Source organism: Patescibacteria group bacterium, assembly GCA_004297735.1.
GTDB lineage: Bacteria > Patescibacteriota > Saccharimonadia > UBA4664 > SCTI01 > SCTI01.
In genome coordinates, this window is record SCTI01000001.1 from 229348 (window position 1) to 252747 (window position 23400).

The window sequence follows — 23400 nt, forward strand, 5'->3', positions numbered from 1 at the left end:
AACCATTAATGTTGTACCATAAGCATAATAAAGGTGACCTTGCACTCGATGGAATGTTCAAACTGTCATAAGAATGGGTTTGTGATTATTGGCAACAAGCGATACTGCAGCAACTGCGGTACGAGACTTGACGCTCAGTCGGCTGCCCCTCGGGCTATGTCCGACATCAAACCGTCCGGCCCCCGACCAGCCCCGGTAGCCGCCACTCAGCTTCACGGCCAGCAAGTTGGGGCGGCCAAGCCTGGGGTGCTTGACCTACGCTCAGGCTCACCAGCGGCTCCAAGCAACAGTGAGGCAAAAGCGGCCACACCGATCGTCGCCTCAAAAACCCCCGTGGCGCCCAAGCCAGTTCAACCACCCAAGCCGCCGCAGGGCCCAGCGGTACCGCCACCACCAGCAGTGGTAGCCCCTACCGGTGTAAACGCCGTTACCGCCGCAACCGCTTTGGCTCCGACAGCCATTACCGCCCCAGCTCCAGAAGCACCGGCCCAACCAGCCTTAGCAGCAGTGCCAATGACACCTCAACCAAGTGCGGCCAGCCAAACCCACCCATTGGTTAAGCGCTTCCCATCGCACCCAGCGGTACAAGCCAAATCAGCCAGTGCCAGCGAGCCTCTAGTACCAAACTCGGTGGTAGCCCCGGCAGCGGCTAATCCAGCCGCCGAAGCAGCCCCTGTGCCAACCTCGCCGGCCCTTGAGCAAGCACTACACAATGCCGCCGACACAACCCTTGCTAGTCCAAGCCCCTCTAACAAGCCGCTACCCGGGCTTGCCAGCGCTGCCGCCGCGGTTGCTGCTATCGCCATTATCGGCGGTTTAATCTGGATGCAAAACTCGCCTAAGCTAGCTTTTCGCTCAGCGGCGACTCAAGCCGGCGTACAAGCCAGTCTGCCAACCTATGTGCCATCAAGCTACCGCCAGGTTGGACCGGCTGCCGTAGCGCCCGGCCAGCTCACGCTCACATTCCAGTCCACCAACAAGGATAGTGAGATGCAAATCATCCAGCGGCGCACCGCCTGGGATTCTAACTCGCTACGCGAAAACTTTGTTGGGCGCCAAAGCGACCAGTATTTAGCGGTTCAAGGCCAAGGTCTAACCATCTACTTGTTTGGCGATCGAGCCAGCTGGGTTAACCATGGCGTATGGTATACCGTAGAGGGCACCTCGCGATTGAGCCAAGAACAAGTCCTTAAAATTGCCTACGGACTATGACCGACTCGGCTTGGGAACGCCTTACCGAAGCCATCGATATCAAACTGGGGTTTGACCGCCACGGCCGCGAAGCTCGACCGCTAGAGGACCGGCCAGATCTAACCGCACAGGTCGAGTTCTTTGAGTTTGTTAAAGATGGCCAAACTCTCCGCCTTGAACGTCACACCGGCCCAGCCATTATCGATCGTAAGTCGCACTACAGCCATCGCGGCGGCACCGCCAACCGCATTGAGACCATTTACAATGAGCGCGAAATCGCCCACACCGTGCATCTTTTACGCAAAGAGGGTAATGACTGGGTCGCCGTAGATCTGAATGAGCTTGGACTGTAGTTGCCGACACCGGCAAATATCAGGTAAGCTAAGGGTATGAAGCAACCCATCCGCGTCCGTTTTGCCCCTAGCCCAACCGGATACCTACACATTGGCAACCTGCGCAGCGCTCTATTTAGTTATTTGTATGCCCGCCATACTAATGGCAAATTTATTTTGCGGATTGAAGATACCGACCGCGAGCGTTTGGTCCCCGAGGCGCTTGACTACATATATGAAACGTTTGAGTGGATGGGCCTTGAAACCGATGAAAGTCCCAAAAATCCCAACTCAAAATATGCGCCCTATATTCAGTCGGAGCGCCTGCAGCAGTTCCAGGATTTTGCCAATCAGCTGGTTGAGGAGGGTAAGGCTTACCGTGACTACACCTCGGCCGAACAACTAGAAAAGCTACGCCAAGAGGCTCAGGCCGCCAAGCAGCCGTTCCGCTTTACTAAGGCGATGGCCAAGCTCAACCCCGATAATCCCGATGACCCGTACGTGATTCGCTTTTTGGTCCAAGATGGCCCCAAAGTGACTTGGTCCGATGCGGTCTGGGGCGATCAGAGTTGGGACCGTTCGGTTCTGGATGATTTTGTGGCCATTAAGTCCGATGGCTTCCCAACCTACAACTTTGCCGTGGTGGTTGATGATAACGCCATGGATATTACCCACGTTTTTAGAGGTTCGGAGTTTATTTCGACCACACCTAAAAACCTACTGATATATGATGCCTTTGGGTGGAAGCCGCCGGTCTACGCTCATCTGCCCCAAGTTTTAGGCCAGGACAAGGCAAAACTAAGTAAGCGTCATGGCGCTAAGTCGGCCCTGGAATATCGTGATGCCGGCTATCTGCCCGAAGCCATATTTAACTACTTAGCCAGCCTCGGCTTTAACGACGGCACAACCAAGGAGTTTTACACCAAAGCAGAACTAATCAAGGTGTTTGCCACCAATCGAATCCAGTCCAGCCCGGCCGTTTTTGACCCAGAACGACTCGACTGGATGAATGGTCACTATGCCCGCCAGCTGTCGCTAGAAGAGCTTTACCGGCGCAGCGAGAACTTTTGGCCCGAATCAGCCCAAGCAGCAGATGCAGCCTATAAAAAACAGGTGCTGGGGCTGGTCCAAGAGCGACTTAAGTTTTTGGCTGAATTGCCCGGACTCACCGAATTCTTTTTTACGGAACCGGCCGTCGATAAGCGTTTAATTACCAAACAATTAGCGGACGATCAGGTTAAGGACTTGTTGCCAAAGATTATTAACTTACTTGAAGCCAGCGATTTTAGCGAAGCAGATCTCGAAAAGAAGTTGCGCGGTTTGGTTGGAGGAGAGGGTCTTAAAACCGGTCATTTGTTTGGCTTGATTCGAGCCGCGGTAACCGGCCAATCGGCTTCACCCGGGCTGTTTGAAACTTTGCATGTTATCGGAAAAGAGCGCTCTCTTAAGCGATTAAACTATTTTCTTTCGCATTGTTAATAATTATTTAATCTTGGTTTGCTAGGCTAAAATCAACCATAAAACATAAAGAGGGGAGAGGCGTGGCACAGACCGAAATTAGCACACAACATAAAATTTTAGAGGTAGTTGAAGCCATACAGCTCAGGCTCGGCTCGGTGGAAGGTAGACTTGATTCTATCGAAGGGCGCATGGGCTCAATCGAAGGTCGCATGGAGACCTTCGCCACCAAAGATGATCTGAGGGATGAAATTAAGCAGGTTGAGGCTTACGTCGACCATGTGGCTGACAAAATTTTTCAACGACTGGATATTACCGAGCTCAACATCCGTACAGATATGAGCGCCATGATAACGAAAGCTGTCGGCGAGGTACGCATCAATACCAATTATGAACTTGGGCGCCTCGAGTCGTTGATCATGAGTGTGCGAGACGAGCTCAAGGCCGACATTGCTGCGACCCGGCCGCTTACCCAAGCGTAAGCTTTTTGCTACAATGAGGGTATGAGTAAAGCTCCTCAACCAGCTAAAAAAACTCCTCCTGAATCCGATATCGACTCAGTTATTGATGAGTCATCGATTCAAGTTGACGATGGCACCCCGGTGGTTGATGACCTAAAGATGCCGGAAGAGGCCCACCCAAGCCGCTGGACCCGTTTTAAGCGCTTTATATCGACCCACCGAACCCGAACAATCTTAATTGTGGGCCTACTTTTAATACTGCCAACCGCGGCTTGGGCTTACTACGTAGTAACTCACCCCACGCCAATAAAAGAGGCCCAGCTACTGCCACGGCCAGAGAAACCAAAAACTAAGGCCTCGCCGCTTACCGGTGTACAGATTGCCCCCGAGCTGGCCGACCGACCGATTCTGGGTGTAGTGATAGAGAATCACCCAGATGCCAGACCGCAGTCAGGCTTGAGCCAGGCTGGCGTGGTTTACGAAGCCTTAGCCGAAGGTGGCATCACTCGATTCTTAGCTTTCTTTTTAGACGAGCGCCCTGCCAATATTGGCCCAGTGCGGTCGCTTCGAACCTACTTTGTTGACTGGGGGCTGGAGTTTAACTCACCGGTAGCCCATGTTGGCGGCAATGCCGCAGCGCTTGACCTAGTTGGCCCAACCGGCCTTAAAGACATAAACCAGTTTTACAACGGTAACAGCTTCTTCCGTACTAGCGACCGTATCGCGCCACACAACGCTTACACCAACAGCAACTTGATGGATGCACTGCTAAAAAAGAATGGCTGGGACAAGCCGGCCGAGTTTAAGGTATCGCCACGCCAAAACGATGCTCCTGCCAAGAGCCCTTTACACCCAATCATCGGCATCAATTACTCCTATGCCGACTTCCAGGTTGAATATCGCTACGATGCCGCCTGTAACTGCTACAATCGCTTTTTAGCGGGTAAGCCTCACGTTGACCGTAATACCGGCCAGCAGATAAAGGTTAAAAATGTGGTGGTTGAATATATGCCTACCAGCTACGGCAAGTCAAGGATTGGCGAGCAGATGACGATCATGGCCACCCCAGGTAGTGGACGGGCAGTTGTGTTCCGTGATGGAGAGGCGATAGAAGGTAACTGGAGCAAGTCTCAGCACCAGGATCGAACCAAACTTACCGATGCGGCTGGCAAGGAGATCCCTCTCAACCGCGGGAATACCTGGTATCCAATCGTACCGACCGACAAGACGGTAAGTTACTAAGATAATGCCGAGGTCACCGGTACCTGGTGACCTCACGTTGCTAAAAACCTAAAGCGTTAGCTAAAACTAGCGACAGGTGTTTGGCCACGGGCTACAACCACGACGGGCGTACAGCATCTGTGCGCGCATGTCCTGTTCGGCCGGCGAGGCGTTTGAAGGCAGGCCGCTGCCGCCAACGCTCTGCCAGGTGCCCTGGCTAAACTGATAGGCGCCATAGTAACCGTTGCCGGTGTTGGTGGCGTAGTTACCACCTGACTCTCTTGCCCGTATCCGAGCAAACAGATCACCGCTGGCGGCTGAACTGACGGCTGGAGCGGCTGGAGCAACCTTGCGGGTCTGAACCGGCTTAGCCGCCGCTACCGGCTGCTGTGCTACCTGAGGAGCCGGAGCCGCTACTGGGGCGCCATAGCCCGCGGGCAGCGCTCGCTCAGGAACCGGAGTGGTTGGCACGGTTATTTCTTGCCCAACATTGAGTTGGTCGGGGTTTTGGAGCTGCAAGTTTGCATCCCAGAGTACCTTCCACGAAGGCAATGTGTTTGCGGTCGCGATGGACGAAAGTGATTCGCCCGCCACGACTACGTGTTTCTTAGGTTGGTCTTCGGCTTTACCCTCGGCGGCATGTGCACTCCCGCTGGCAATAACCGTTCCCGCCGCTATTGCTAGCAGCATGATCGCTATTTTACGCATGTTTCTCCTTTGCTTTGCTTAACAACGCATCGCTATGCCGGCCGTTTGGTACCAGTAAACCCACCTCACAGTGACGCGAGACTGTAAATTACCAAAGCTGTAAAAATCGGTCAATAGTTCAAAGTTACAAAAATATGACACAATTGACAGCCTTAGCTACCCACCAACAGGAGCCGAATCAAACTTGCTATAATGGATTCTATATGTGGAAAACTTTTCGGCGTAAGCGCATTAACTTGGTGCTTGAGAGTGGCGGGGTGAAGGTCATTGGGGAGCTTGGTGCTATTCAGGTTTTACAAGACAGCGGTTACCGTTTTAAAAGGATTTCCGGTACCTCGGGTGGCGCCATTATCGGCGCCCTACTAGCAGCCGGCATGACACCGGAGCGAGCGATACAAAGACTTAAAGAGCTCGACATTACCGAGTTTGCGCAAACCATTGCGGCTGAAAATGCTCGTTCTTGGATTAATGCTGGCTTAGTCGTGATTCGTCAGCGCTGGGTTGACGACGGCAGTCGGCTGGAGGCATGGCTACAAGAGGAACTTGGCCAGCTTGGCGTACACAGCTTTGCCGATCTTAAGATTCCACGATGGAGAAGCCGACACATTGCGCCGCACAAGCGCTACCAGCTAGTGGTTAACACCACCGATCTAAAAAGCGGCGAGACCATTCGCTTACCGTGGGATTACCACAAGCTGGGCCTCAACCCCGACACCCAATCGGTTGCCCGGGCCGTCCGAGCCTCGGCTTCTATTCCGTTTTTATATCAGCCGGTTCAACTTGGCGATCGACAACTTATTGACGGGGCGATTACCTCCCCATACCCGATTGAGCTGTTTGATGACGACACCAGCCGCAACACTTTGGGTGTGGTGGTGACCGGCATCAAAAAGGCCGACAAGGTCAGGGGCAGCAGTGAACACCCCATCAACTTGGCTCGAGCTTTACTGCGAATTCAGCGAGAGCGGATTGAGCGGGTAAGTGAAAATGATCAGGCGAACCTGAGTCGAACCATTCAGATTGATACGCGCTCAATATCCGACCTACACTTTGCAATTAACCGCGATGAGCAGGTTGAGCTGATATATCAAGGGCGCAAAGCCGCCGAACAGTACGTGAGGTCGCATTAGCCATGGCTCAACTTGATCCCGCCATCATTCCTAGCGGACATGAAGCCTACACTCGAATGCTTAGCGACATCACCGCGGCTAAGCGCGAGGTTGTCTACGCCAACTTTTGCTTCTTGCCCGGCAAATCATTTAACCGGCTAGCTGATGCTTTAACCACGGCGGCTAAGCGAGGAGTCGAGGTGTACATTGTTGCTGACTGGTATGGCTCATCGGCACTAGGAGAGAAGCGGGTGGCCAAGTTGAGAGCCGCCGGAGTTCAGTGGACCTGGTTTAGGCCAAAGCGCTGGCGCACCATTGCTAGCTACAACCGACGAATGCATAAAAAGCTGCTTATTGTTGACCGGCGGGTGGCCTACACCGGCGGGGTGGGGTGGGCCGATTTTTGGGAAAGACCAACCGTCGAATACCCAGCCGCCTGGCGCGACACCCACTTTCGCATCACCGATAGCGGCACAATTACCGCCATGTACAACAGCGCCATAGACAGCTGGAACAAGTTTAGCGGCCACAAACTGACTCCACTTAAAACCGCCCTAACCGGCGCCAAGATACTAAACAGCGTGCCCCCACGGCTTCACCGTTTGTCGCCGGCAGGTCGCCAGTTTGCAGACTCGCTCGACCTGGCTCGCACCGCAGTTAAAATTACTACCGCTTACTTTGGGCCAAGCCGCTCACTGCGCCAAGCCCTCATTCGCACCGCCAAGCGTGGCGTTAAGGTTGAGCTACTTTTAAACGGTCCTCATGCCTCGCACGAGATAGCCGCTCAGGCTGGGCGGGCCTACTACGACCAGCTTCTAAAAGCCGGCGTTCAAATTTACGAATATCAGCCCACCAAACTGCACGCCAAGCTTATGACGATTGACGGTCGCCAAGCAATCATTGGTTCGGCTAACTGGAACTTTCGATCGCTGCACCACGATCAAGAGTGCAATTTAACGGTAGCCAGCGCCGACTTTTGCCGCCAACTTGATCGCCAGTTCGAAGCCGACAAGCGCCAATCAGCCCGAATCACCGAGGTTGATCCAAGCCAAATATGGAAACAGCGATTAAGCTCACTGGGGCGCTACTTCTTCTAGACAAAGCATTAGCATTTTAAAACAAACTATGTTACAGTAATTCACGTATTAACTCTGCATGGCAGATGCATATAAAAATCCCCAAACATCACCGAACCAAAAAAGCCAAAATCGCCTTTTTAAAGCGCTCGGCGGCGGCTAAAAGCCACCATCACCGCAAGCGCCACAAAAAGCTCGCTTTGCAGCACGCCTTTGTGCTGGGTCTGCTTGGCCTGGTGACCCTAGCCACCACCGGCGTGGTAGCGGCCATGGCCGACAACTTGATCCCGCCCCCCAGCAAGCCAATCGACATGACTCCATATATCGAGGCCGCCAAAGCCGAACGCGAGGCTCAAAAGGCTCGCAATGCCGCAGTTATTGAGTCGGCACCCGACCAATCCGGTATCGCGTCTTGGTACGCGCTTGGCTTGCGCGCTCCCGATGCCCTAACCTGCGCTAGCACCAAGTTCCCACGTGGGACTTACCTTAAGGTCAAAAATCTCCGCAATGGAGCCCAGGTAACCTGCTTGGTCAACGACTACGGCCCACAGCCCGGTACCAAGCGAGTGATCGACCTGTCGCGAGGCAGCTTTACCAAGATTGGCAGCCTTGGTAGCGGTACGCTCCCGGTAGAGATTCGAGTTGTCCCAGGGCCGTAAACCCTCCTTTAAATGGTGCCCTAGTCGCAAACTGGCAGTCGCCGGTTTAGCCGCTATAATTATTTTCTTTATATTTAACGTTTATTTAATGTTCACCAATCCTTACGGATGGGGGAGCATAGTACAGCAGCCCTACACCACCAAGGTTGAAAATGGGCAGATAACCTTTCATCAAAACTTTACTATAAAAGTTTACGGCGGTCCCGTTGCCGATCTGCTTGGTTACTACAAATCTGGCTTACTTATCGTTCAAAACAGCCTGTTTGGCAGCCAGCCGGTTCCGGGTAGCTCGGCGGAGGAGATTACCAGCAGCATCCACTGGCTCCGCTTTGACCCAAGCAAGCCCTATCTGATCTCCGGTGACCAGTTCAGCGTCCTGTATGTCCGTAACCTCGGCGTGTTTTACAATCAACTACTTAACCCCAACATTGCGCTTAGTCAAGACGACTGGCAAAACAAGCAGCGCGTCTACCTCCAGTCGGTCCTGTATGGTATTGATGGCTTGAGCGCGGCGCGCACGCCCAAAACCACCGTGGTACCGATTGGGCCCAGATCGGCGGCCCTAACCCAAGTGCACCCTGGCAGTTACGGCTCCGATAGCGTCTACGGCCTGCTTTACGGCCTAGACCAGCTCCAAAATGAAAAAACTAGCGCAGACGGGAAATATCACCAACAGACTCGAGGCGCCGCCGAGCAAATCATACGAGAACGCCAGCCGCAGCTTCAACAAATAGTTAACGACTACTTAAATACGGTGCAAGATCCGCAAACCGGACTGGTAAAAAACAATCTGAAGCTGGCTAGCGCTCGCGACGGAGTAACCCGTAGCAGCAGCTTTTATGACAATGTGGTGATGTGGAAGACACTTGAACTAGCCAATAAACTTGATATTCGTACCACTAATACTCAAGAGCTCACCAGCCTGCATCAACGCATTCTGAACACGTATTGGAGCCAGCAAACCGGCTGTTTTATTGATTCAATCGACAACCGCTTGAGCTACAGCTCCGACTGGCTGATAGCGCTTCCAATCGAGTTTCTGCTGCCAACCCAGGATAAAGACAGGCTCCAAAGCTGCGTCAGCTACATTCGCAAACATAAACTGGCTGAACCCTTCCCAATAAAATACAACAACGAGAGCAAACCCGAAGGGCCTTGGGCGGTGCGTACCTTTGTGCCGAACTACGGCGGAAATGCTATCTGGAGCTATTGGGGCGCCGAGTACATCACCCTGCTGGCTAACCTCAATAAAACCACTAACGATCCAAGCTATCGCCAGGAAGCTGAACGCCACATTAACACCTATCACCAAAAAATGGTTGAATACCACGGCTTCCCAGAAACTTTTGATGCAAACGGTAACTTTTTACAAAACGCGGTTTATAAAAGCATCCGTTCCACCGGCTGGGTGGTGCAGCTAGAGTACGCTGAGTGGCTGTTGAGCCAACCCTAAACGTGCAGACGCCCCGCTAGCTACATGCCGGCGGGGCGCTTTTATTCGATCGTATTCAGCTACTGATGACGTCTCCGTCCCCATCGAGGCCCATCTCGACGAGGATTTTGTCCAGGTCGCCCTCGATCAGCACCGACTCGCGATAGTACGCAAGGAGCTCGGCGCCGCACCGCTCGACCTCTTCCTTGAGAATGACGCCAATCGCCTGCGGGAGGTAGTCGTTCTTGGGATCCTTGAACAGCCGGAGCAGCTGATCTCGCTCGAGGGCGCCGATTTCGTGCTGCGGCTCGTCCTCCGTTCCGTGATCGAGCCAGGCCAGCCAGCGGGCCGGGTACTTTGAGGAATCGAGAACCAACAGGATCGAGCCTCTGGCGCTTTCCCCTGGCTGAAGCAACGGTACCCAGGATTGGGCACCACAGAGCGGAACCACCATCAAGTCTTGAAACCTCGGCTCCTTGATGAACGGCTCGCTGCACGAACCATCGGATTCATCGGTGTATGCCTTCAGCGGTTGCCCGCCGTGCTCCTTCAAAAATGGGAGCGCTCTCTCTACGACTCGCTCGAGAGCGATCAGATGGAGCTCGGCCTGCTGGTGGGTGTAAGGATCGGTCATGGTAAGCCTCACTCAGTTGTACTGTCAAAAAGACTGTGTGATTTATACCATATATAAAAGCATATTCAAATAATGGCTGCTTCCCGGTTTTGGTCAGATCCGGAAACTGATACTACCCTCGGAAGAGGCGCTGTAGCCACTCCTCCATGGGGCTGAGCGGAACTTTGGGCCGAGTAATCGGCTTGACGTAGGTGTACTTCCGCCAAACCAGCGCCGCCTGACGATCAAACGGAAAGCCGCCAAGGGCTAGGTGCTCACGCAGAGCGCCCATACGGCCCTCTACCACGCCGGGTTCAATTGCCTTGCCCACGCGATTACTCTTGCCGTTAACCAAGCAATACATGCTGCCCTCTAGGCCCTGCAGCCACTTGCGCGGCAGGTAGATGGCAAAGGCACGATTGATGTCATCGCTAGCTTCACCGGCGCTTGGACCGGCACCCAACCTTAGACCGGTGATCATGACCGGGCGACGAGCCACGTCGTAGTAGCCAGTCTTCTTGTAGTTGAGTCGGAAGCCACTGCGCTTAATGACAGCTCGAATTGCCTCGCGCTTACGACGACCAATCGGCTCCCAGCTCGAAAACACCAGATCGTCGATATAGCGCGTATAGGTCAGGCTCCAGCGCTCGGCTAGCTCAATCAACGCCTCGTCAAGCTTACGAGCCGCAACCTGGTTGAACAGATCGGTGGCTGCCGGCGTACCGGTCATTAGCCCTCGGCCACGAGGAGTGGCCAGGTAGCGACGAACGAAATCCTCCATGCCTACCTGATCTACCCAAAGCTCTGACTTTACTTCAGCCAGAACCGGATACAGCCACTCGGGGCGAACCGACGGGTAGGCGTTGTACAGATCCAACTTGTAAACGTAGTGGTTACCCCAATGCTGCATAGCGCAACGAACGGCTGAGCCACCACGTACACCACCAAAGTTATGTGATGGGATGCCAAGCTGTAAGCGTGTTTCGCGGATAACCTGGGCATGCACCTCGCGCATGGCTGCATTGGGCACAAACACCTCGCGCCGTTTACCGCCATTGCGACCGTTGATGAATCGGCGCTCCGTTGCAGGAGGCGCCGTAATGCTACGGGTCTCCTTAGACATTGCGCCTCCAATTGTAAAAGTATTATCGTGACGACCCGGCGGGGTCTGGAGAAAGACGACAACATGGGTTTACCGGGCCGTGCGCCCTCGCTGCGGCGCGCCCGAGTGGCGGTCACCGGCCTGCGGAGCAGACCAGCTGCTCTTCTGCCACGAGCGCTCACGCGCCGCGGATGAAGAACCGGCCACCTCATCGTGCCGCAGCCTGCGCTGGAGCTCCCGCGTACGAGAGCCTATAGACCACCTACACGCTACGGAATGGCTACCGCGTTGGCGGAGTGGCTACCGCTCGTTTGCGTCAGTTGGCCCAACCTCGTCGTTTGAACGACCAGGCACTGGTGTTAGGACGGTTGTCGACCTTACATCTCCAGACCCCACCTATAGGGTGTCACTACTTACCGAACACCTATCGGTAGCGTCATGATAGCAGGCCTGTGCATATGGAGGCAATATTAGTTACCTTAAAACTTCAACGCCCCGCTAGCTACATGCCGGCGGGGCGCTTTTATTCAACTGAGCCCCACATGTGGAGCTTGACCGAATTCTGAGGACGCTTCAAGATCTGCTCACGCCAAACGAAGTCAGGGTGGAGCTGGCCTTTCTGCCTAAGAACCAGACAGACCGTATCTACCAGCTCGTTCCAGCGGATGTTGTAGTTCTCGAGGTAGGGGAGAAGCCGCGCGATCGTCACCCGCGGCGGCGCCTCTAGCGTGCGCTTGTAAAAGCGGCAAATTTCGTACTCGTCGCTGCCGGCTTTAAGCGCGTGCTCCAGTGTGATCTGAAGTCGCTGGTTACGGCGGCACACATCAAGGAGCTGCTCCAGACTGAGCGGGAAGTATGCCATTTCGGCCAAGGCATACTCGCACCAATCGCGCACAAACTGGCGACGGGCCACCCCAAAAGCAGTGACCTGCGTTTTGGCCTCATCTAGGTGCTCGCTAATCTGCGCTAGATTGAGCTGCACCAGGCCGGGCTTAGAGCCCAGCTTGCGGTAGAAGAGATGGCTGTCGGGCCGGCTACTAAAGTAGCGGGCGGCGGCGTTAAACGCACCTTTAGCCAGCTTAGTCCGGCCGTTTGCGACGTTAAACCTTACCGCGTCATCCATGGTGGCCCAAAGCTCCACGCTACTACTAGTGCCGCCAAGCGTCGAGAAGCTGGTAAAGCCAGAAGGAGTGCTGTGCATAGATTATTCCTCAATCTCGCTGTCAAAGAAGAAGGACGGCCGAAGCCGTCCCGTGTACACCTCCATACGGAGATGGCGCCGGCCTAAGGGTGCTCTCGGACACCCAGAGGCCTACTCAGTGTTTCTTTATCCCCCTGAGTTACCGGGGTTTATTTTCGGCTTACCGAGAGTTACCGTCCAGCAACACTACAATTAGATGCAGGAGGTGGATACCCCTAACAAACTGACGCTTCCACACTACCCCTAGGAGGTAGCGCGTCAGGCTGACTGGTACTACCATCCACCTGTGAGGTCAGCTCTCCAACTTGCCGCTGATTTACGTCGCAGCGACTATCAGGTGCAGAGGTGGCTCGAGGCGTGGTCTCGTTAACCTTTCGAGCTTGGCTTATGCCTTGCCCTTGGCACGAGCAACATCGCTGTTGCCACTGTTTGAGATACTATCATTTTATGTGTTTTTGTCAACATGCCAAAGAGTCTCGAGTGAGTCGATTTATTACCGATTATTCAAAGCACAAAATTGCCGAGCTATTTTCGCAGGCGGTGGATTTGCATAAAACTTAAACCAGTTTTAGTTGTGCAGTTTCGTCCTTTTGGACTCGTCAGAACACATACACATGTATTGACTGCTCCGGTTTTGGTCAGATCCGGTAACTGATAGTGGTTTAGGCCCTAAGTGCCCCCGTGGCGCGATAGGCCTCGAGCCACCTCTCGTTATAGAACCAGTCAGGCACATATGCACTCTCGATTTCGCCCTCGCTAGAGAGCACCTGGTGGGCCCAGACGCACCGACCCTCGCTGCCGCGAACGCGACTTCCAAAGCCGCTGTTTACCCGTAGACCTGCCTTTTCGGCAACCACTTCGGGATACCGATAGGGACCGTCAAAGCCGCCGCTGACACTCAGGTAGAGGTCGTCCAGTTCGCACACAGCCAGGACCAATCGCTGGATCTCAGCAATCCCCTCAAGACTCAAGCAACGAGTCCGCGAGGCATGAACCGTGATCGAGGAGCCAGCGGCGTAAAACGGATGGTTGACGTTTGTCCAGCCCCTCAGAGACTGGTCGTCTTCATCGTCCCGCAACGACCCTTCTGGCGGCAGAACCGCCTGAACAGCCATACCGCGAATCAGAGCGGAGGTGTGCCCATTGATCAGCCCAACTGAGATCTTATCTCGGCTCATGACCGGGTGATACCCGGGCACGATACTGAGATCAAGGCCACCACCTGGCTTAAACAGGCCGTGCCACAGCCTGAATGACCGCTCTGAGTCACCGATCTCAAAGGTGACCAGCTGCAACCAGTCGTAACTCCATCGCCCACTAAGCGAGTGGGTGATGCCGATCTCTTGGATCTTGGGATGGTCAAGTGCTACAAGTAGTGCCGCTTCAAGGCTATTGACCGCAGCGAACACCACTTCGATTTGAAGCTGTTCCAGGGCCTCAGCCAGCATTCCAACCGACATGCAGTTGAAGACCGGATTCGGAACGTATGTATTGAGTGTTCGCAGCGACAGCCAGTGCGAAGAGCGACCAATCCGAGACCGGTGTAGCGGGCCACATGTGTGGTAACGGCTCACCCAGTAGCGCTGGGTATGACTAGCGATCCGGCGCAACGCCCACAGGTGCTGCTGTCCGGTTGTGCCCGGAAGCATTATCACTGCGCTTACCTGGTAGAGGTGGTCGAGGAGCACCCGTGCAACAGGTGCGCCATCGCGATAAAGCTTGACCTCAAGCGAGCGACAAAAGTAGCGCCACTCCAGATCATCCTCGGCGTACTCGAAAGCAAGCTGAGGGTTCTTCACTCCCATATAGGGCAGCGATGGGTTACGACCGCGGCTGCGTTGCCACATGCCGTGCAGCAGGACGTACTCGGCGGAACCTGGTTCGTGTCCTTTCAAGATACTCTTTTTCACTTCTAATCCTTATGACGAGATGGACAAAGAATGACTTATTATACAATTTATTATAATTAAATTCAAATAATTCAGCTTCACCGGTTTTGGTCAGATCCGGTAACTGATAGTGCGGGCTCAGCCCTGTGGACAAGAGAGAAACACGTACTCTCCGTCGCGCCGCTGAAAGCGACTGATCGTGCTCCAGTCCTCAAACGAAGGGGCGAAGCCGAGATGGCGGCGCGCCATGATCTTGTTGAGAACCTGGCGCGTAGCGCTGAACGCGTTGACATAGCCGTAGTAGGTCGCGGTCACGTCGGGGGTCCAGGTGCCGGTCTGGCTCATGGAGTAGTTGCAGGCCGCGGCGACCTGGTAGAACTGCTTGACGTACCAGCTGTACATCCCCTTGGGCGCGATGATGGTCGACGGACCGGGGGAGGCGTACGTCGCGCCACCTGAGCTACCGTCCGAACCTCCCGCCAAAGCGGAGGGGGCGGCGATCAGCGAACCGATCACGGCGATCAGGATGAGGATGTGACGGGAACGGGGCATTGCCCCTCCTTTGGTACAGGAAGGATTCTTTTACCTTCGTGCGAAATATATTACCATAAGTTCTTTATTTTGTCAACATATCTGCCAGATATAAAGAGTGATAATTCCTGGTAGTCCCACGGGGACTCGAACCCCGGTTACTGGAATGAGAATCCAGCGTCCTAACCACTAGACGATGGGACCATAAGCAGGCTGGGCCTGCGTACTTGAACCTGGATACTATAGCAAAAAAAAGGACTTTTGTCTATAAGGACCCGACCTCTTGGCAATCTGGGCTAAACCAGTCATAATAGAGTAAAACGTAAGAGGTTTGGTTGGATTTATTAACGCGGCGTTATAGCATTCTGGCTTCGCTCCTGGCCTATCTGGGCGGAGTGGTGGCTAGTGTCACGCTGCTTATATTCGTGCTGGCGCCCGATAAGACGCCCCAAAACATAACCCTGGCGGTGATGCTAGGAGGTAGCGGGGCGATCCTGCTGGCTTACTACTTGAGCCTACACCAACTACTCAAAAAGAATCACCTACAGCTATCAACCGGCATCATGGCGGTGCTGGCGGCGATTAGCGAGTTTATTTTAATTAATGCAACCGGCGGCCCGGATTCTCCTTATTACTCGCTGTGGATTTTAGCGATCGTGATTGCTGGGCTGTTTGGTCAGGTTGCCACCATCACCGTGGTGTTCATGACGCTACTGTACTTTGTGTACGTTTTTTGGACGCACGATTTTAACCAGACCTACATCGCTACGCACTTAGGGATCGTGCTGATGACCATCGGCACCGGCGCGATCGCTGAGTGGATTCATTTGTTTTTGGGGCGGGGAATGGTACGAGCCAGCCAGGTTGAAAAACTAGCCGGCCAGCTGGGCGAAGAGGAGCTCAAGTCGGAAGCGATTATGCGTAGCGTGGGTGATGGTATTTTGGTGATTGATACCAAGCGCCGGATTCAGCTGTTCAACCCAGCCGCCACCCGCTTAACCGGCTGGGATGCCGGTAGCGCTCATGGCATTGATTACCGACTGGTGCTCAACCTGCGGGATGCCGAAGGTAAAAAACTCAGCGACGACACCGACCCATTTACGCAGGTATGGCGGGAGGGCAAGAGTAAGGTGCGCGATGACTTAACGCTTGAGACCAAGAATGGGCGCAAACTGTCGGCATCGCTGTCGCTGTCACCACTCACCGACAACAAAAAACAGATCCGTGGTGGTATTTTGCTGTTTCGCGACATTAGTGCCGAAAAAGAGGTTGAGCGCCAACGCAATGAGTTTATTAGCACCGCTTCGCACGAAATGCGCACTCCAGTAGCGGCGATTGAAGGCTACTTGGCGCTGGCGATGAATGCCAACGTGGCCACGATTGACGATCGAGCAAAGCAGTATCTAGATAAGGCCCACCATGCCACTCAGCATTTGGGTGCTTTGTTTAAGGACTTACTGTCGATTACCACCATCGATGACGAGCAACACACCCCGAGCGAGGTGTTTGATCTTGGCGCGACCATTAAAGAGGTGGTTGACGATATGAAGATCCAGGCCGAAAAGAAAGGCCTTGAAGTTCAGCTGGAGACCAGCGACGTACGCGTTCGCGGCGAACACGCGGTGGTGCCGGTGTATGCGGTTAAGGCGGCCCCAAGTCGTATTCTCGAAGTTGTATCCAACCTGGTAGAAAACGCGATCAAGTACACTCAGACCGGCACCATCCGGGTGACCATTGGCGGCACCAGCGAAGCCGTCACCGTTAGCGTTATTGATACCGGTATGGGTATTGCGGCTGAGGACATTCCGCACCTGTTCCAAAAGTTTTACCGAGTCGACAACAGTGCCACCCGCACCATTGGCGGTACCGGGCTGGGGCTCTACCTGTGCCGCAGTATTATTGAACATTCCGGCGGTCGAATTTGGGTAGAGAGCAAGCCGGGCGAGGGGAGCGCCTTTAAGTTCACCCTGCCACGATTGGCTAGTGATAAGATTACTAAGGCGGCCGCTAGTGTAGCGGTTTCACCTGGTACGACCACGGCGACGGCCATGCCAGCAGCTCCACCCTATTCTGTAGCGACCAAACCAAGCTCTAAGAGCGGTAAGGTGATGACCGACATCCACAAACCGGCGGTGGCAACATGATTACAGTTGATCAGGTTAGAGATTATTGTTATGCTTTGATTAAAAGGACTATTCAATAGTGGCCAAGGTACTCTTAGTAGAAGATGATTTGAGCTTGCGTGAAATTTACGGTGCCCGCTTGCAGGCGGAAGGCCATCAGGTTGTAACCGCCTCTGACGGCGAGGAGGCGCTAGCGGTAGCTATGCGCGATCACCCTGAGCTGATTGTACTGGATGTAATGATGCCAAAAATCAGTGGTTTTGACGTGCTAGACATCCTACGATCAACACCAGAAACCAAGAATATTAAGGTTATTATGATGACCGCGCTCAGCCAGGAGGCCGACCGGGCGCGTGGCGAAAGCCTTGGAGTCAACAAGTATCTAGTAAAGTCTCAGGTGACACTAGAGGACGTAATGTCGGCGGTCCGTCAGGTGTTGGTTGGCGACGGAGGAGCGGCCGCTGAGCCAGGTGCTGCCCCCGCCAATGGGACTCCGCCACCCGCCGCACCCCCTGCCGCGTGAGCTAATGCGGATCAACCGCTTTGTGGCGACCGCCACCGGCATATCAAGGCGCCAGGCCGATACCGCCATTCAAGATGGGCGAGTGCTTATAGAGGGTAGGGTAGCCCAACTGGGAGATACGGTTGAGCCCGGCCAAGACGTTAAGCTAGACGGCCAAGACCTGAAGCTACCGGCCTTAACCACCATTATGCTCAATAAGCCCCCAGGGTATATATGCAGCCGCGTCCAGCAAGGGGGTACACCCACCGTTTATGAGCTTTTACCGCCATCCCTGCACGTTCTTAAGCCGGTCGGTCGGCTCGATAAAGATTCATCTGGCCTGCTGCTGCTGACCAACGATGGCCAGCTGGCTCATCGATTGGCTCACCCACGACACCATAAATGGAAGATATATGAGGTAACCACCCAACAGCCTCTGCAGCCGCCGCAGCTAGAAGCATTGCGAAAGGGAGTACAATTAGAGGACGGGTTAAGTCAGATGGATATTGATCAACATAACAACCTTTACATAGTTAGGCTACAGGAGGGCCGGAACCGCCAGATCCGCCGCAGCTTTGCCGCGGTTAATGCCGCAGTAGCTACACTACATCGCACCGATTTTGGGCAGCTCAAACTTGGCTCTCTACCCAGCGGGCAGTGGCGCGAGGTTGAGGTTGATCCAGAAGGAGCTCCAGCGTGATTTTTGGGTTAAATGTATCTTTGGTCTGGCTGGTAGCCGGCTTGGCTTTGCTGCCCGGTAACAGTCTAGCTACAATATCAAAGTTTGCCGCCAGCGTAACCAAACCAACCGCTCAAACTCAAGTTCAAACTCTATCCGATCAAGCCATGCCGGTGGCCCGCAACGGCTTAAAGCCACCGGCCTTAACCGCCACGGCAGTATACGCCGTTGATGTCGAAACCGGCACCGTACTATTAAGCAAGAACGCCGACCAACCGCGACCAATTGCCTCAATCACCAAGCTGGCAACCGTAATCACTTATCTGAGTCGCCACAACCTAAATGACACCATTACGGTGCCGCCGTTGCCGGCCTACCAAGCCGGGGCCGAGCTGATTGGGCTTAAACCGGGCGAACGTTATAAAACCCAAGACATTGTTGCCGCTGCCCTGATCCCATCAGCCAATGATGCCGCCGACACCCTTGCCCTTAGCGACGCCGGTAGCCTGGAAGAGTTTAGTAAAAGCATGCAGGAGCAGCTGGCCAACTGGGGGATTGAAGGCGCTCAGTTTAGCAACCCCACCGGTTTGACCACCGGCACCAGCCTTAACCAAGTATCGGCGGCTGGGGTGGCTAATATGGGCCAGCTGTTGGTGCGCAATCCACAACTCCGGCAGCTGGTTCAAACTCAAACCCAAACGATTTCCAGCCTGGAGGGCCGGCCGCTTAGCCTTGCCACCACCAATCAACTTTTGAAAAATTCCCAATTTAATGGTATAAAGACTGGATACACACCCGAAGCCGGTCAGTGTTTTGTAAGCCTTGCAACGGTCAACGGACATCAAATCGTCACCGTGGTGCTGGGCTCACAAGATCGCTTTGGCGAAACCGAGCAATTAGTAAATTGGATTAAACGGAGCTATGAATGGCTGTAACCCCCCTTGTGGCAATTGTTGGTCGACCAAACGTCGGCAAGTCCAGCCTGTTTAATCGCCTGATTGGGCGCCGGCAGGCAATTACGCATGATGTGGCCGGTACCACTCGCGATGCCAACTATGGCGTGGTCACCTGGAACGGCAAGCACCTCATGCTGGCCGACACGGCCGGGCTTCACCCCACCAAAGACGAGCTAGAGCTACGGGCGCAGGACCAGATTACAGAAGTAGCCGAGGTAGCTCAGTTAATCTTGGTGGTAATCGACGCCACCACTATGATCACCAACGAAGACCGCCAGGCTGCTCGCCAAGCGCTTAAGACCGGTAAGCCGGTGGTGCTGGCCCTAAATAAGCTGGATGGTGGCAACCAAAAACCGGTCGACGAGTTTGTACGACTTGGCATTAAGCATCAGGTTGAGGTCTCGGCTATACATGGTCGTGGTACCGGCGACCTGCTAGATGTACTGGTTGAGGCGATTGGCGGCACCAATGAGCCGGCCGACGACAATCAGATCCGATTAGCCCTGCTGGGTCGACCAAACGTCGGCAAGTCCAGCCTGCTCAACAGCATGGTTGGTAAGCAGCAAGCGATCGTGTCGGCCACCGCCGGTACCACTCGTGATGTCGGTCGAGCCAGTGTACGCTACCACAATCAAGATATTCAAATACTCGATACCGCTGGATTGCGCCGACGCGGCAAGATCGAAGGTGGGGTAGAAAAGTACAGCGCCCTGCGCACTCTGGCCGCAATCACTCAAGCCGATGTCTGCGTTTTGGTTATGGATGCTACCGAGCTAAGCGTAGCCGGCGACCAAAACATTGCCGGCCAGGTACTAGAGGCCGGAAAGGGGCTAATAATTGTGGTAAATAAGTGGGACGCGGTCGACAAAGAAACCGGCACCCAAGAGGCGCTTACCCGTAAGCTTATGCACGACTTTAGCTTTGCGCACTGGGCGCCGCTGGTTTATACCTCGGCCACCGAAGGACTAAACGTGGCTAAGCTGTTTGAGCTAACCCGTCAAATCGTTGAGCGAAGAACCACCACCATCCCCACCACTAAGCTTAACAAGGTGCTTGGTCAGCTAACCAGCAAGCAGCCGCCAGCAGGGCTTAAAAACCGTCAGCCAAAAATTAAATACGCCGCCCAAACCGACACCAATCCGCCAACCTTCACTATATTTAGCAGCTACGCCGATTTAATCCACTTTTCGTATAAGCGCTATCTAGAAAATGGCTTACGCGAGGCCTATGACTTTACCGGGACTCCAATTAAACTAGAGTTTAGGAGTAAGTAAATGAAGTTGATCGTCGGTCTTGGTAATGTTGGTCGCCAGTACCATGCCACCCGCCATAATCTAGGCTTTGATGTGGTTGAGATGCTGGGGATTACCTTTGGCCATCAGCCAAGTGAGTTTAAAAAGCACAGCAAGGCCACCGCGGAAGTGCTAGACCTTAAACAGTCTCATGATTGTATTTTGGTTAAACCTACAACCATGATGAACCTGAGCGGACAAGCGGTAGGTGATTTAGTGCGTTTTTATAAGATTAACCCGGCCGATGTTTGGCTGATTTATGATGATGTTGATTTGCAGTTTGGGCAAATGCGCATTCGAGTTGGTGGTGGTAGCGCCGGTCACAACGGCGTAAAGTCGGTGATTGAGCATATTGGCGATGGTTTTTGGCGCGTTCGACTTGGTGTTGCTAACCAGTTTTTACCTACAACGCCAACCGACGCCTTTGTGCTTAGCCCCTTTATGGCAGACGAAGCAGCCAAGATACCAACCATTCTTAGACAGACCTCCGATTATCTTGAAGATGCCTTGCTCGATGGGCAGATCGTGGATCACACTCAAAATTTGATTGCCTGAACTTAGTTTTAATAATTCCTTAATCTCGGTCTGAGATACTAAAAACCTACCCTTAAACGCGACAAAACCCCATGTCAGGGTAGCGGGAGCTTCCACGAACACAGGGTTATGTCGCCCTCGAATGCCGCGCTAGATATATGCGATTTGGCGATCTGGCATCAATGGCGAGACCGGGTATTCGAGGGACTGAACTACCTGCTGAACAACTAAAGGAGGGTGCTTTTGGTTGCCATGCAGGCAGGTCAGTAGGGTTTACTGGTGGAAAGAACAACCCGTTTTAGGGTATGATTACGAAAATATCACACCTTGTTATAAATGTCAATACTTTTTATGCAAACTTTATGAAATATACCATACTCAATTGTGCAGATTCACAGTATCCAGCATTGCTGAAGGAGACTTCAGATATGCCAAATAAGCTGTATGTTCGGGGCGATCTAAATAGTGGTCGACCCCTGGTTGCGGTTGTGGGCTCTCGTAAACCAACGCCTTATGGACTCCAAATGACCGCACGGATTGTGCAAGAATTGGTCGCTGCAGGAATTGGGATTGTGTCTGGGTTAGCATATGGCGTCGACAAACAGGCGCATCGATCGGCCTTAGACGCTGGTGGCTACACGGTGGCGGTTTTAGGTAACGCAATTGACTCAATTCACCCTAAACCTCATAAAGGTATTGCCGACGAAATATTAGAACAAGGTGGGGCGGTTATTAGCGAGTACGCCCCAGGCACTTCGACTCAGCCGTTTATGTTTATAGAAAGAAACCGGATTATTGCCGGCCTGTGCATTGGGACGGTAGTTATTGAGGCCGGTCCACGCAGCGGCAGTTTGACAACGGCTAAACGAACCCTTGATGCCAATCGGAGCGTCATGGCGTTACCGGGACCGACCACCAGTGAGCTATCAAGTGGCACAAACGCATTGATACGCTCGGGAGCGGTTTTGGTGCGACATGGATTCGACGTGATGGATGAGCTAGGTATTGGCTACTCAAAAGTGAGTACCTCGCCAAAGCCAGCTGTCGGCGCGCTGGGCGGAGATACGCCGGAAGAAAAGCTTATTATCAAGCTCATCGCTCAAGGAATTTTTGACAGTCAGCAGTTGATTGAGCGAAGTAAACTGCCAGCAGCCGAGTTTGCTCGAATTATCACCTTAATGGAGATCAGCGGTAAGATCCGTGATAGCGGAAACGGAACCTGGACGCTTAGGTAATTTTGCGCTGATTAGCATCAATCGGTCTCGCCCTTCGCTCTTCGGACGCCAAAAAACGAACCGTTGTATAGATCAATAGGTTCATGACCAGCAGCGGTAGGGCTTCGAGCGATTCGCGGTAAAAGGCAAAAAACTGAGTTATAAAGATGTCGATCAGGACGGCGCGCTGGAGCAAGTCGTAGGCGCGAGCCCGGTTGTCGCTAAAAATCAAAACGGCACGGGCGGTAATTGCAGCAACCGTTAAGGCACTAATTAGTTCTAGCACGATAACCAGGGGAGGGGCCTCCAAGACTCCGCCCTGCAACCAAGGCAATAGCGCCAACGCAACCGTTACCACCTCCCAGGTGGTTTTGGCGACAACTCCAGCCACAAACAGCCTCAACCCCCAAGCCGCTACAATAAACTTTTGATACCACTTTGTTAGATGGGTGTGCGCTGTGGTCCACCAACTCGGTCGTGGTACCGGTTGAGCGGCGGTAGCCTCCAGGGCCTGAATTAACGGGTTAACCAGCGGGTGGCTAGGATCGGACTTGCGTAGGTAGCTAAGCGCGTGGCGTTTTTCGGCCTCATCCAGGTCGTGGATAACAGCCTCCTCGAGCAAAAACAGGGCGTTGAGCAGGCTCTCTGGCTGATTCAGCCCCCGACGTCGCGACAGCTGCCGAATGGCCATTAGCAGGCCCACAAACAGTAAATAAATTAAAGCGATGGTGGGCTGAAAGAAGTAGTTGTTGTCTTGGGTGATAAACTTGCCCAACTCATCAATAAAAAGCCCAAAGCCAATTCCACCCAATATGGCGCCAAAACGTTGCGCTCGATAGCCAAGTACCGAAAACATTAAAATCATGGCGGCCAGCATTAAAAAACCACCCGGTAGCATGTGGGCAACATGCAGCGTGCGCCCACCAACCTCGGGATAGTTGGTTAAATGAAGATATAGCCTGGTAACTAAAACGGTGGCCACCGACACCACAAAAAACAGCTCGAGGGTGTCCGCTGCCCGAACGTTTCGATAAAGATGGTTGCGTCGCAATAACGGTCTCATTAACCTGATTGTACCAAATATTGGCGTTGTCGATTAATCAAAAAACTAGTAATA

At 53.6% G+C, this 23400-nt stretch carries 23 protein-coding genes and 1 tRNA gene; 16 read left to right on the plus strand and 8 right to left on the minus strand.

Annotated features, from left to right (window positions below; all coding sequences use genetic code 11):
• Positions 1-48 precede the first annotated feature (48 nt).
• The 5 genes from EPO04_01425 (at position 49) to EPO04_01445 (ending at position 4684) form a co-directional block, all read left to right on the plus strand.
• Positions 49-1212 carry a hypothetical protein gene (locus EPO04_01425; protein ID TAK89748.1) on the plus strand — a complete coding sequence of 388 codons (1164 nt, stop codon included), beginning with the start codon at positions 49-51 and terminating at the stop codon, positions 1210-1212.
• Positions 1209-1544: a hypothetical protein gene (locus tag EPO04_01430; protein TAK89749.1), complete on the plus strand. Its 336-nt coding sequence runs from the start codon at positions 1209-1211 to the stop codon at positions 1542-1544. The genes EPO04_01425 and EPO04_01430 overlap by 4 nt, the downstream gene beginning before the upstream one ends.
• A 36-nt stretch (positions 1545-1580) precedes the next feature.
• Positions 1581-3002: a glutamate--tRNA ligase gene (locus tag EPO04_01435; GenBank protein TAK89750.1), complete on the plus strand. Its 1422-nt coding sequence runs from the start codon at positions 1581-1583 to the stop codon at positions 3000-3002.
• 62 nt (positions 3003-3064) lie between these two features.
• On the plus strand, positions 3065-3463 hold the full coding sequence (locus tag EPO04_01440) for a hypothetical protein (GenBank protein ID TAK89751.1): 399 nt from the start codon (positions 3065-3067) through the stop codon (positions 3461-3463).
• A gap of 21 nt (positions 3464-3484) precedes the next feature.
• Entirely contained in the window at positions 3485-4684 is a 1200-nt protein-coding gene (locus EPO04_01445; GenBank protein TAK89752.1) for a DUF3048 domain-containing protein, read from the plus strand.
• 66 nt (positions 4685-4750) lie between these two features.
• Here EPO04_01445 and EPO04_01450 read toward each other — a convergent pair whose 3' ends face one another.
• Entirely contained in the window at positions 4751-5140 is a 390-nt protein-coding gene (locus tag EPO04_01450; GenBank protein TAK89791.1) for a hypothetical protein, read from the minus strand.
• 365 nt (positions 5141-5505) lie between these two features.
• On the opposite strand from EPO04_01450, the gene EPO04_01455 reads away from it, so the two are divergent.
• The 4 genes from EPO04_01455 (at position 5506) to EPO04_01470 (ending at position 9668) form a co-directional block, all read left to right on the plus strand.
• Positions 5506-6501 carry a hypothetical protein gene (locus EPO04_01455; protein ID TAK89753.1) on the plus strand — a complete coding sequence of 332 codons (996 nt, stop codon included), beginning with the start codon at positions 5506-5508 and terminating at the stop codon, positions 6499-6501.
• A 2-nt stretch (positions 6502-6503) separates the two neighbouring features.
• Positions 6504-7577 (plus strand): phosphatidylserine/phosphatidylglycerophosphate/cardiolipin synthase family protein, encoded by a 1074-nt coding sequence (locus tag EPO04_01460; protein TAK89754.1) that lies wholly within the window; start codon positions 6504-6506, stop codon positions 7575-7577.
• A 65-nt stretch (positions 7578-7642) separates the two neighbouring features.
• Complete coding sequence (locus EPO04_01465) at positions 7643-8215, plus strand: hypothetical protein (protein ID TAK89755.1); 573 nt, start codon at positions 7643-7645, stop codon at positions 8213-8215.
• Positions 8216-8303: 88 nt separating this feature from the next.
• Entirely contained in the window at positions 8304-9668 is a 1365-nt protein-coding gene (locus EPO04_01470; protein ID TAK89756.1) for a hypothetical protein, read from the plus strand.
• Between the two features lie 55 nt (positions 9669-9723).
• On the opposite strand, the gene EPO04_01475 is transcribed toward EPO04_01470, so the two are convergent.
• From EPO04_01475 to EPO04_01500, 6 genes are all read right to left on the minus strand, one after another.
• Positions 9724-10281, minus strand: coding sequence for a hypothetical protein (locus tag EPO04_01475; protein ID TAK89757.1), 558 nt, complete (start codon positions 10279-10281; stop codon positions 9724-9726).
• A 112-nt stretch (positions 10282-10393) separates the two neighbouring features.
• Positions 10394-11383 (minus strand): hypothetical protein, encoded by a 990-nt coding sequence (locus EPO04_01480; GenBank protein TAK89758.1) that lies wholly within the window; start codon positions 11381-11383, stop codon positions 10394-10396.
• A 502-nt stretch (positions 11384-11885) separates the two neighbouring features.
• Complete coding sequence (locus EPO04_01485; protein ID TAK89759.1) at positions 11886-12563, minus strand: hypothetical protein; 678 nt, start codon at positions 12561-12563, stop codon at positions 11886-11888.
• A gap of 662 nt (positions 12564-13225) precedes the next feature.
• Positions 13226-14458 (minus strand): hypothetical protein, encoded by a 1233-nt coding sequence (locus EPO04_01490; GenBank protein TAK89760.1) that lies wholly within the window; start codon positions 14456-14458, stop codon positions 13226-13228.
• Between the two features lie 132 nt (positions 14459-14590).
• Positions 14591-15004, minus strand: a complete 414-nt coding sequence (locus EPO04_01495; GenBank protein TAK89761.1) for a hypothetical protein — start codon at positions 15002-15004, stop codon at positions 14591-14593.
• Between the two features lie 108 nt (positions 15005-15112).
• Positions 15113-15187, minus strand: a tRNA-Glu gene (locus EPO04_01500).
• 131 nt (positions 15188-15318) lie between these two features.
• On the opposite strand from EPO04_01500, the gene EPO04_01505 reads away from it, so the two are divergent.
• The 7 genes from EPO04_01505 (at position 15319) to dprA (ending at position 22304) form a co-directional block, all read left to right on the plus strand.
• A complete protein-coding gene (locus EPO04_01505; GenBank protein TAK89762.1) occupies positions 15319-17127 on the plus strand; it encodes a PAS domain-containing protein in 1809 nt (602 codons plus the stop codon).
• A 55-nt stretch (positions 17128-17182) separates the two neighbouring features.
• Positions 17183-17629: a response regulator gene (locus EPO04_01510; protein TAK89763.1), complete on the plus strand. Its 447-nt coding sequence runs from the start codon at positions 17183-17185 to the stop codon at positions 17627-17629.
• Positions 17592-18308 carry an rRNA pseudouridine synthase gene (locus tag EPO04_01515; protein ID TAK89764.1) on the plus strand — a complete coding sequence of 239 codons (717 nt, stop codon included), beginning with the start codon at positions 17592-17594 and terminating at the stop codon, positions 18306-18308. The genes EPO04_01510 and EPO04_01515 overlap by 38 nt, the downstream gene beginning before the upstream one ends.
• The gene (locus EPO04_01520; protein ID TAK89765.1) at positions 18305-19222 is read left to right on the plus strand and encodes a D-alanyl-D-alanine carboxypeptidase; all 918 of its coding nucleotides are present in this window, start codon (positions 18305-18307) and stop codon (positions 19220-19222) included. Before EPO04_01515 ends, EPO04_01520 begins: the two co-directional genes overlap by 4 nt.
• Complete coding sequence (locus tag EPO04_01525; protein TAK89766.1) at positions 19213-20517, plus strand: ribosome biogenesis GTPase Der; 1305 nt, start codon at positions 19213-19215, stop codon at positions 20515-20517. The genes EPO04_01520 and EPO04_01525 overlap by 10 nt, the downstream gene beginning before the upstream one ends.
• The gene (locus tag EPO04_01530; GenBank protein ID TAK89767.1) at positions 20518-21090 is read left to right on the plus strand and encodes an aminoacyl-tRNA hydrolase; all 573 of its coding nucleotides are present in this window, start codon (positions 20518-20520) and stop codon (positions 21088-21090) included.
• 284 nt (positions 21091-21374) lie between these two features.
• Entirely contained in the window at positions 21375-22304 is a 930-nt protein-coding gene (gene dprA / locus EPO04_01535) for a DNA-protecting protein DprA (protein ID TAK89768.1), read from the plus strand.
• Here the strand turns inward: dprA and EPO04_01540 are convergent.
• Positions 22297-23346, minus strand: coding sequence for a hypothetical protein (locus tag EPO04_01540; protein ID TAK89769.1), 1050 nt, complete (start codon positions 23344-23346; stop codon positions 22297-22299). The two genes, dprA and EPO04_01540, sit on opposite strands and share 8 nt — an antisense overlap.
• Between the last annotated feature and the right edge of the window lie 54 nt (positions 23347-23400).

Coding starts and splice junctions, on each gene's coding strand:
- EPO04_01425 (TAK89748.1), top strand. CDS start 49: ATGGAATGTTCAAACTGTCATAAGAATGGGTTTGTGATTATTGGCAAC.
- EPO04_01430 (TAK89749.1), top strand. CDS start 1,209: ATGACCGACTCGGCTTGGGAACGCCTTACCGAAGCCATCGATATCAAA.
- EPO04_01435 (TAK89750.1), top strand. CDS start 1,581: ATGAAGCAACCCATCCGCGTCCGTTTTGCCCCTAGCCCAACCGGATAC.
- EPO04_01445 (TAK89752.1), top strand. CDS start 3,485: ATGAGTAAAGCTCCTCAACCAGCTAAAAAAACTCCTCCTGAATCCGAT.
- EPO04_01455 (TAK89753.1), top strand. CDS start 5,506: ATGACACAATTGACAGCCTTAGCTACCCACCAACAGGAGCCGAATCAA.
- EPO04_01460 (TAK89754.1), top strand. CDS start 6,504: ATGGCTCAACTTGATCCCGCCATCATTCCTAGCGGACATGAAGCCTAC.
- EPO04_01465 (TAK89755.1), top strand. CDS start 7,643: ATGCATATAAAAATCCCCAAACATCACCGAACCAAAAAAGCCAAAATC.
- EPO04_01470 (TAK89756.1), top strand. CDS start 8,304: ATGTTCACCAATCCTTACGGATGGGGGAGCATAGTACAGCAGCCCTAC.
- EPO04_01475 (TAK89757.1), bottom strand. CDS start 10,281: ATGACCGATCCTTACACCCACCAGCAGGCCGAGCTCCATCTGATCGCT.
- EPO04_01480 (TAK89758.1), bottom strand. CDS start 11,383: ATGTCTAAGGAGACCCGTAGCATTACGGCGCCTCCTGCAACGGAGCGC.
- EPO04_01485 (TAK89759.1), bottom strand. CDS start 12,563: ATGCACAGCACTCCTTCTGGCTTTACCAGCTTCTCGACGCTTGGCGGC.
- EPO04_01495 (TAK89761.1), bottom strand. CDS start 15,004: ATGCCCCGTTCCCGTCACATCCTCATCCTGATCGCCGTGATCGGTTCG.
- EPO04_01515 (TAK89764.1), top strand. CDS start 17,592: ATGGGACTCCGCCACCCGCCGCACCCCCTGCCGCGTGAGCTAATGCGG.
- EPO04_01525 (TAK89766.1), top strand. CDS start 19,213: ATGGCTGTAACCCCCCTTGTGGCAATTGTTGGTCGACCAAACGTCGGC.
- EPO04_01530 (TAK89767.1), top strand. CDS start 20,518: ATGAAGTTGATCGTCGGTCTTGGTAATGTTGGTCGCCAGTACCATGCC.
- dprA (TAK89768.1), top strand. CDS start 21,375: ATGATTACGAAAATATCACACCTTGTTATAAATGTCAATACTTTTTAT.
- EPO04_01540 (TAK89769.1), bottom strand. CDS start 23,346: ATGAGACCGTTATTGCGACGCAACCATCTTTATCGAAACGTTCGGGCA.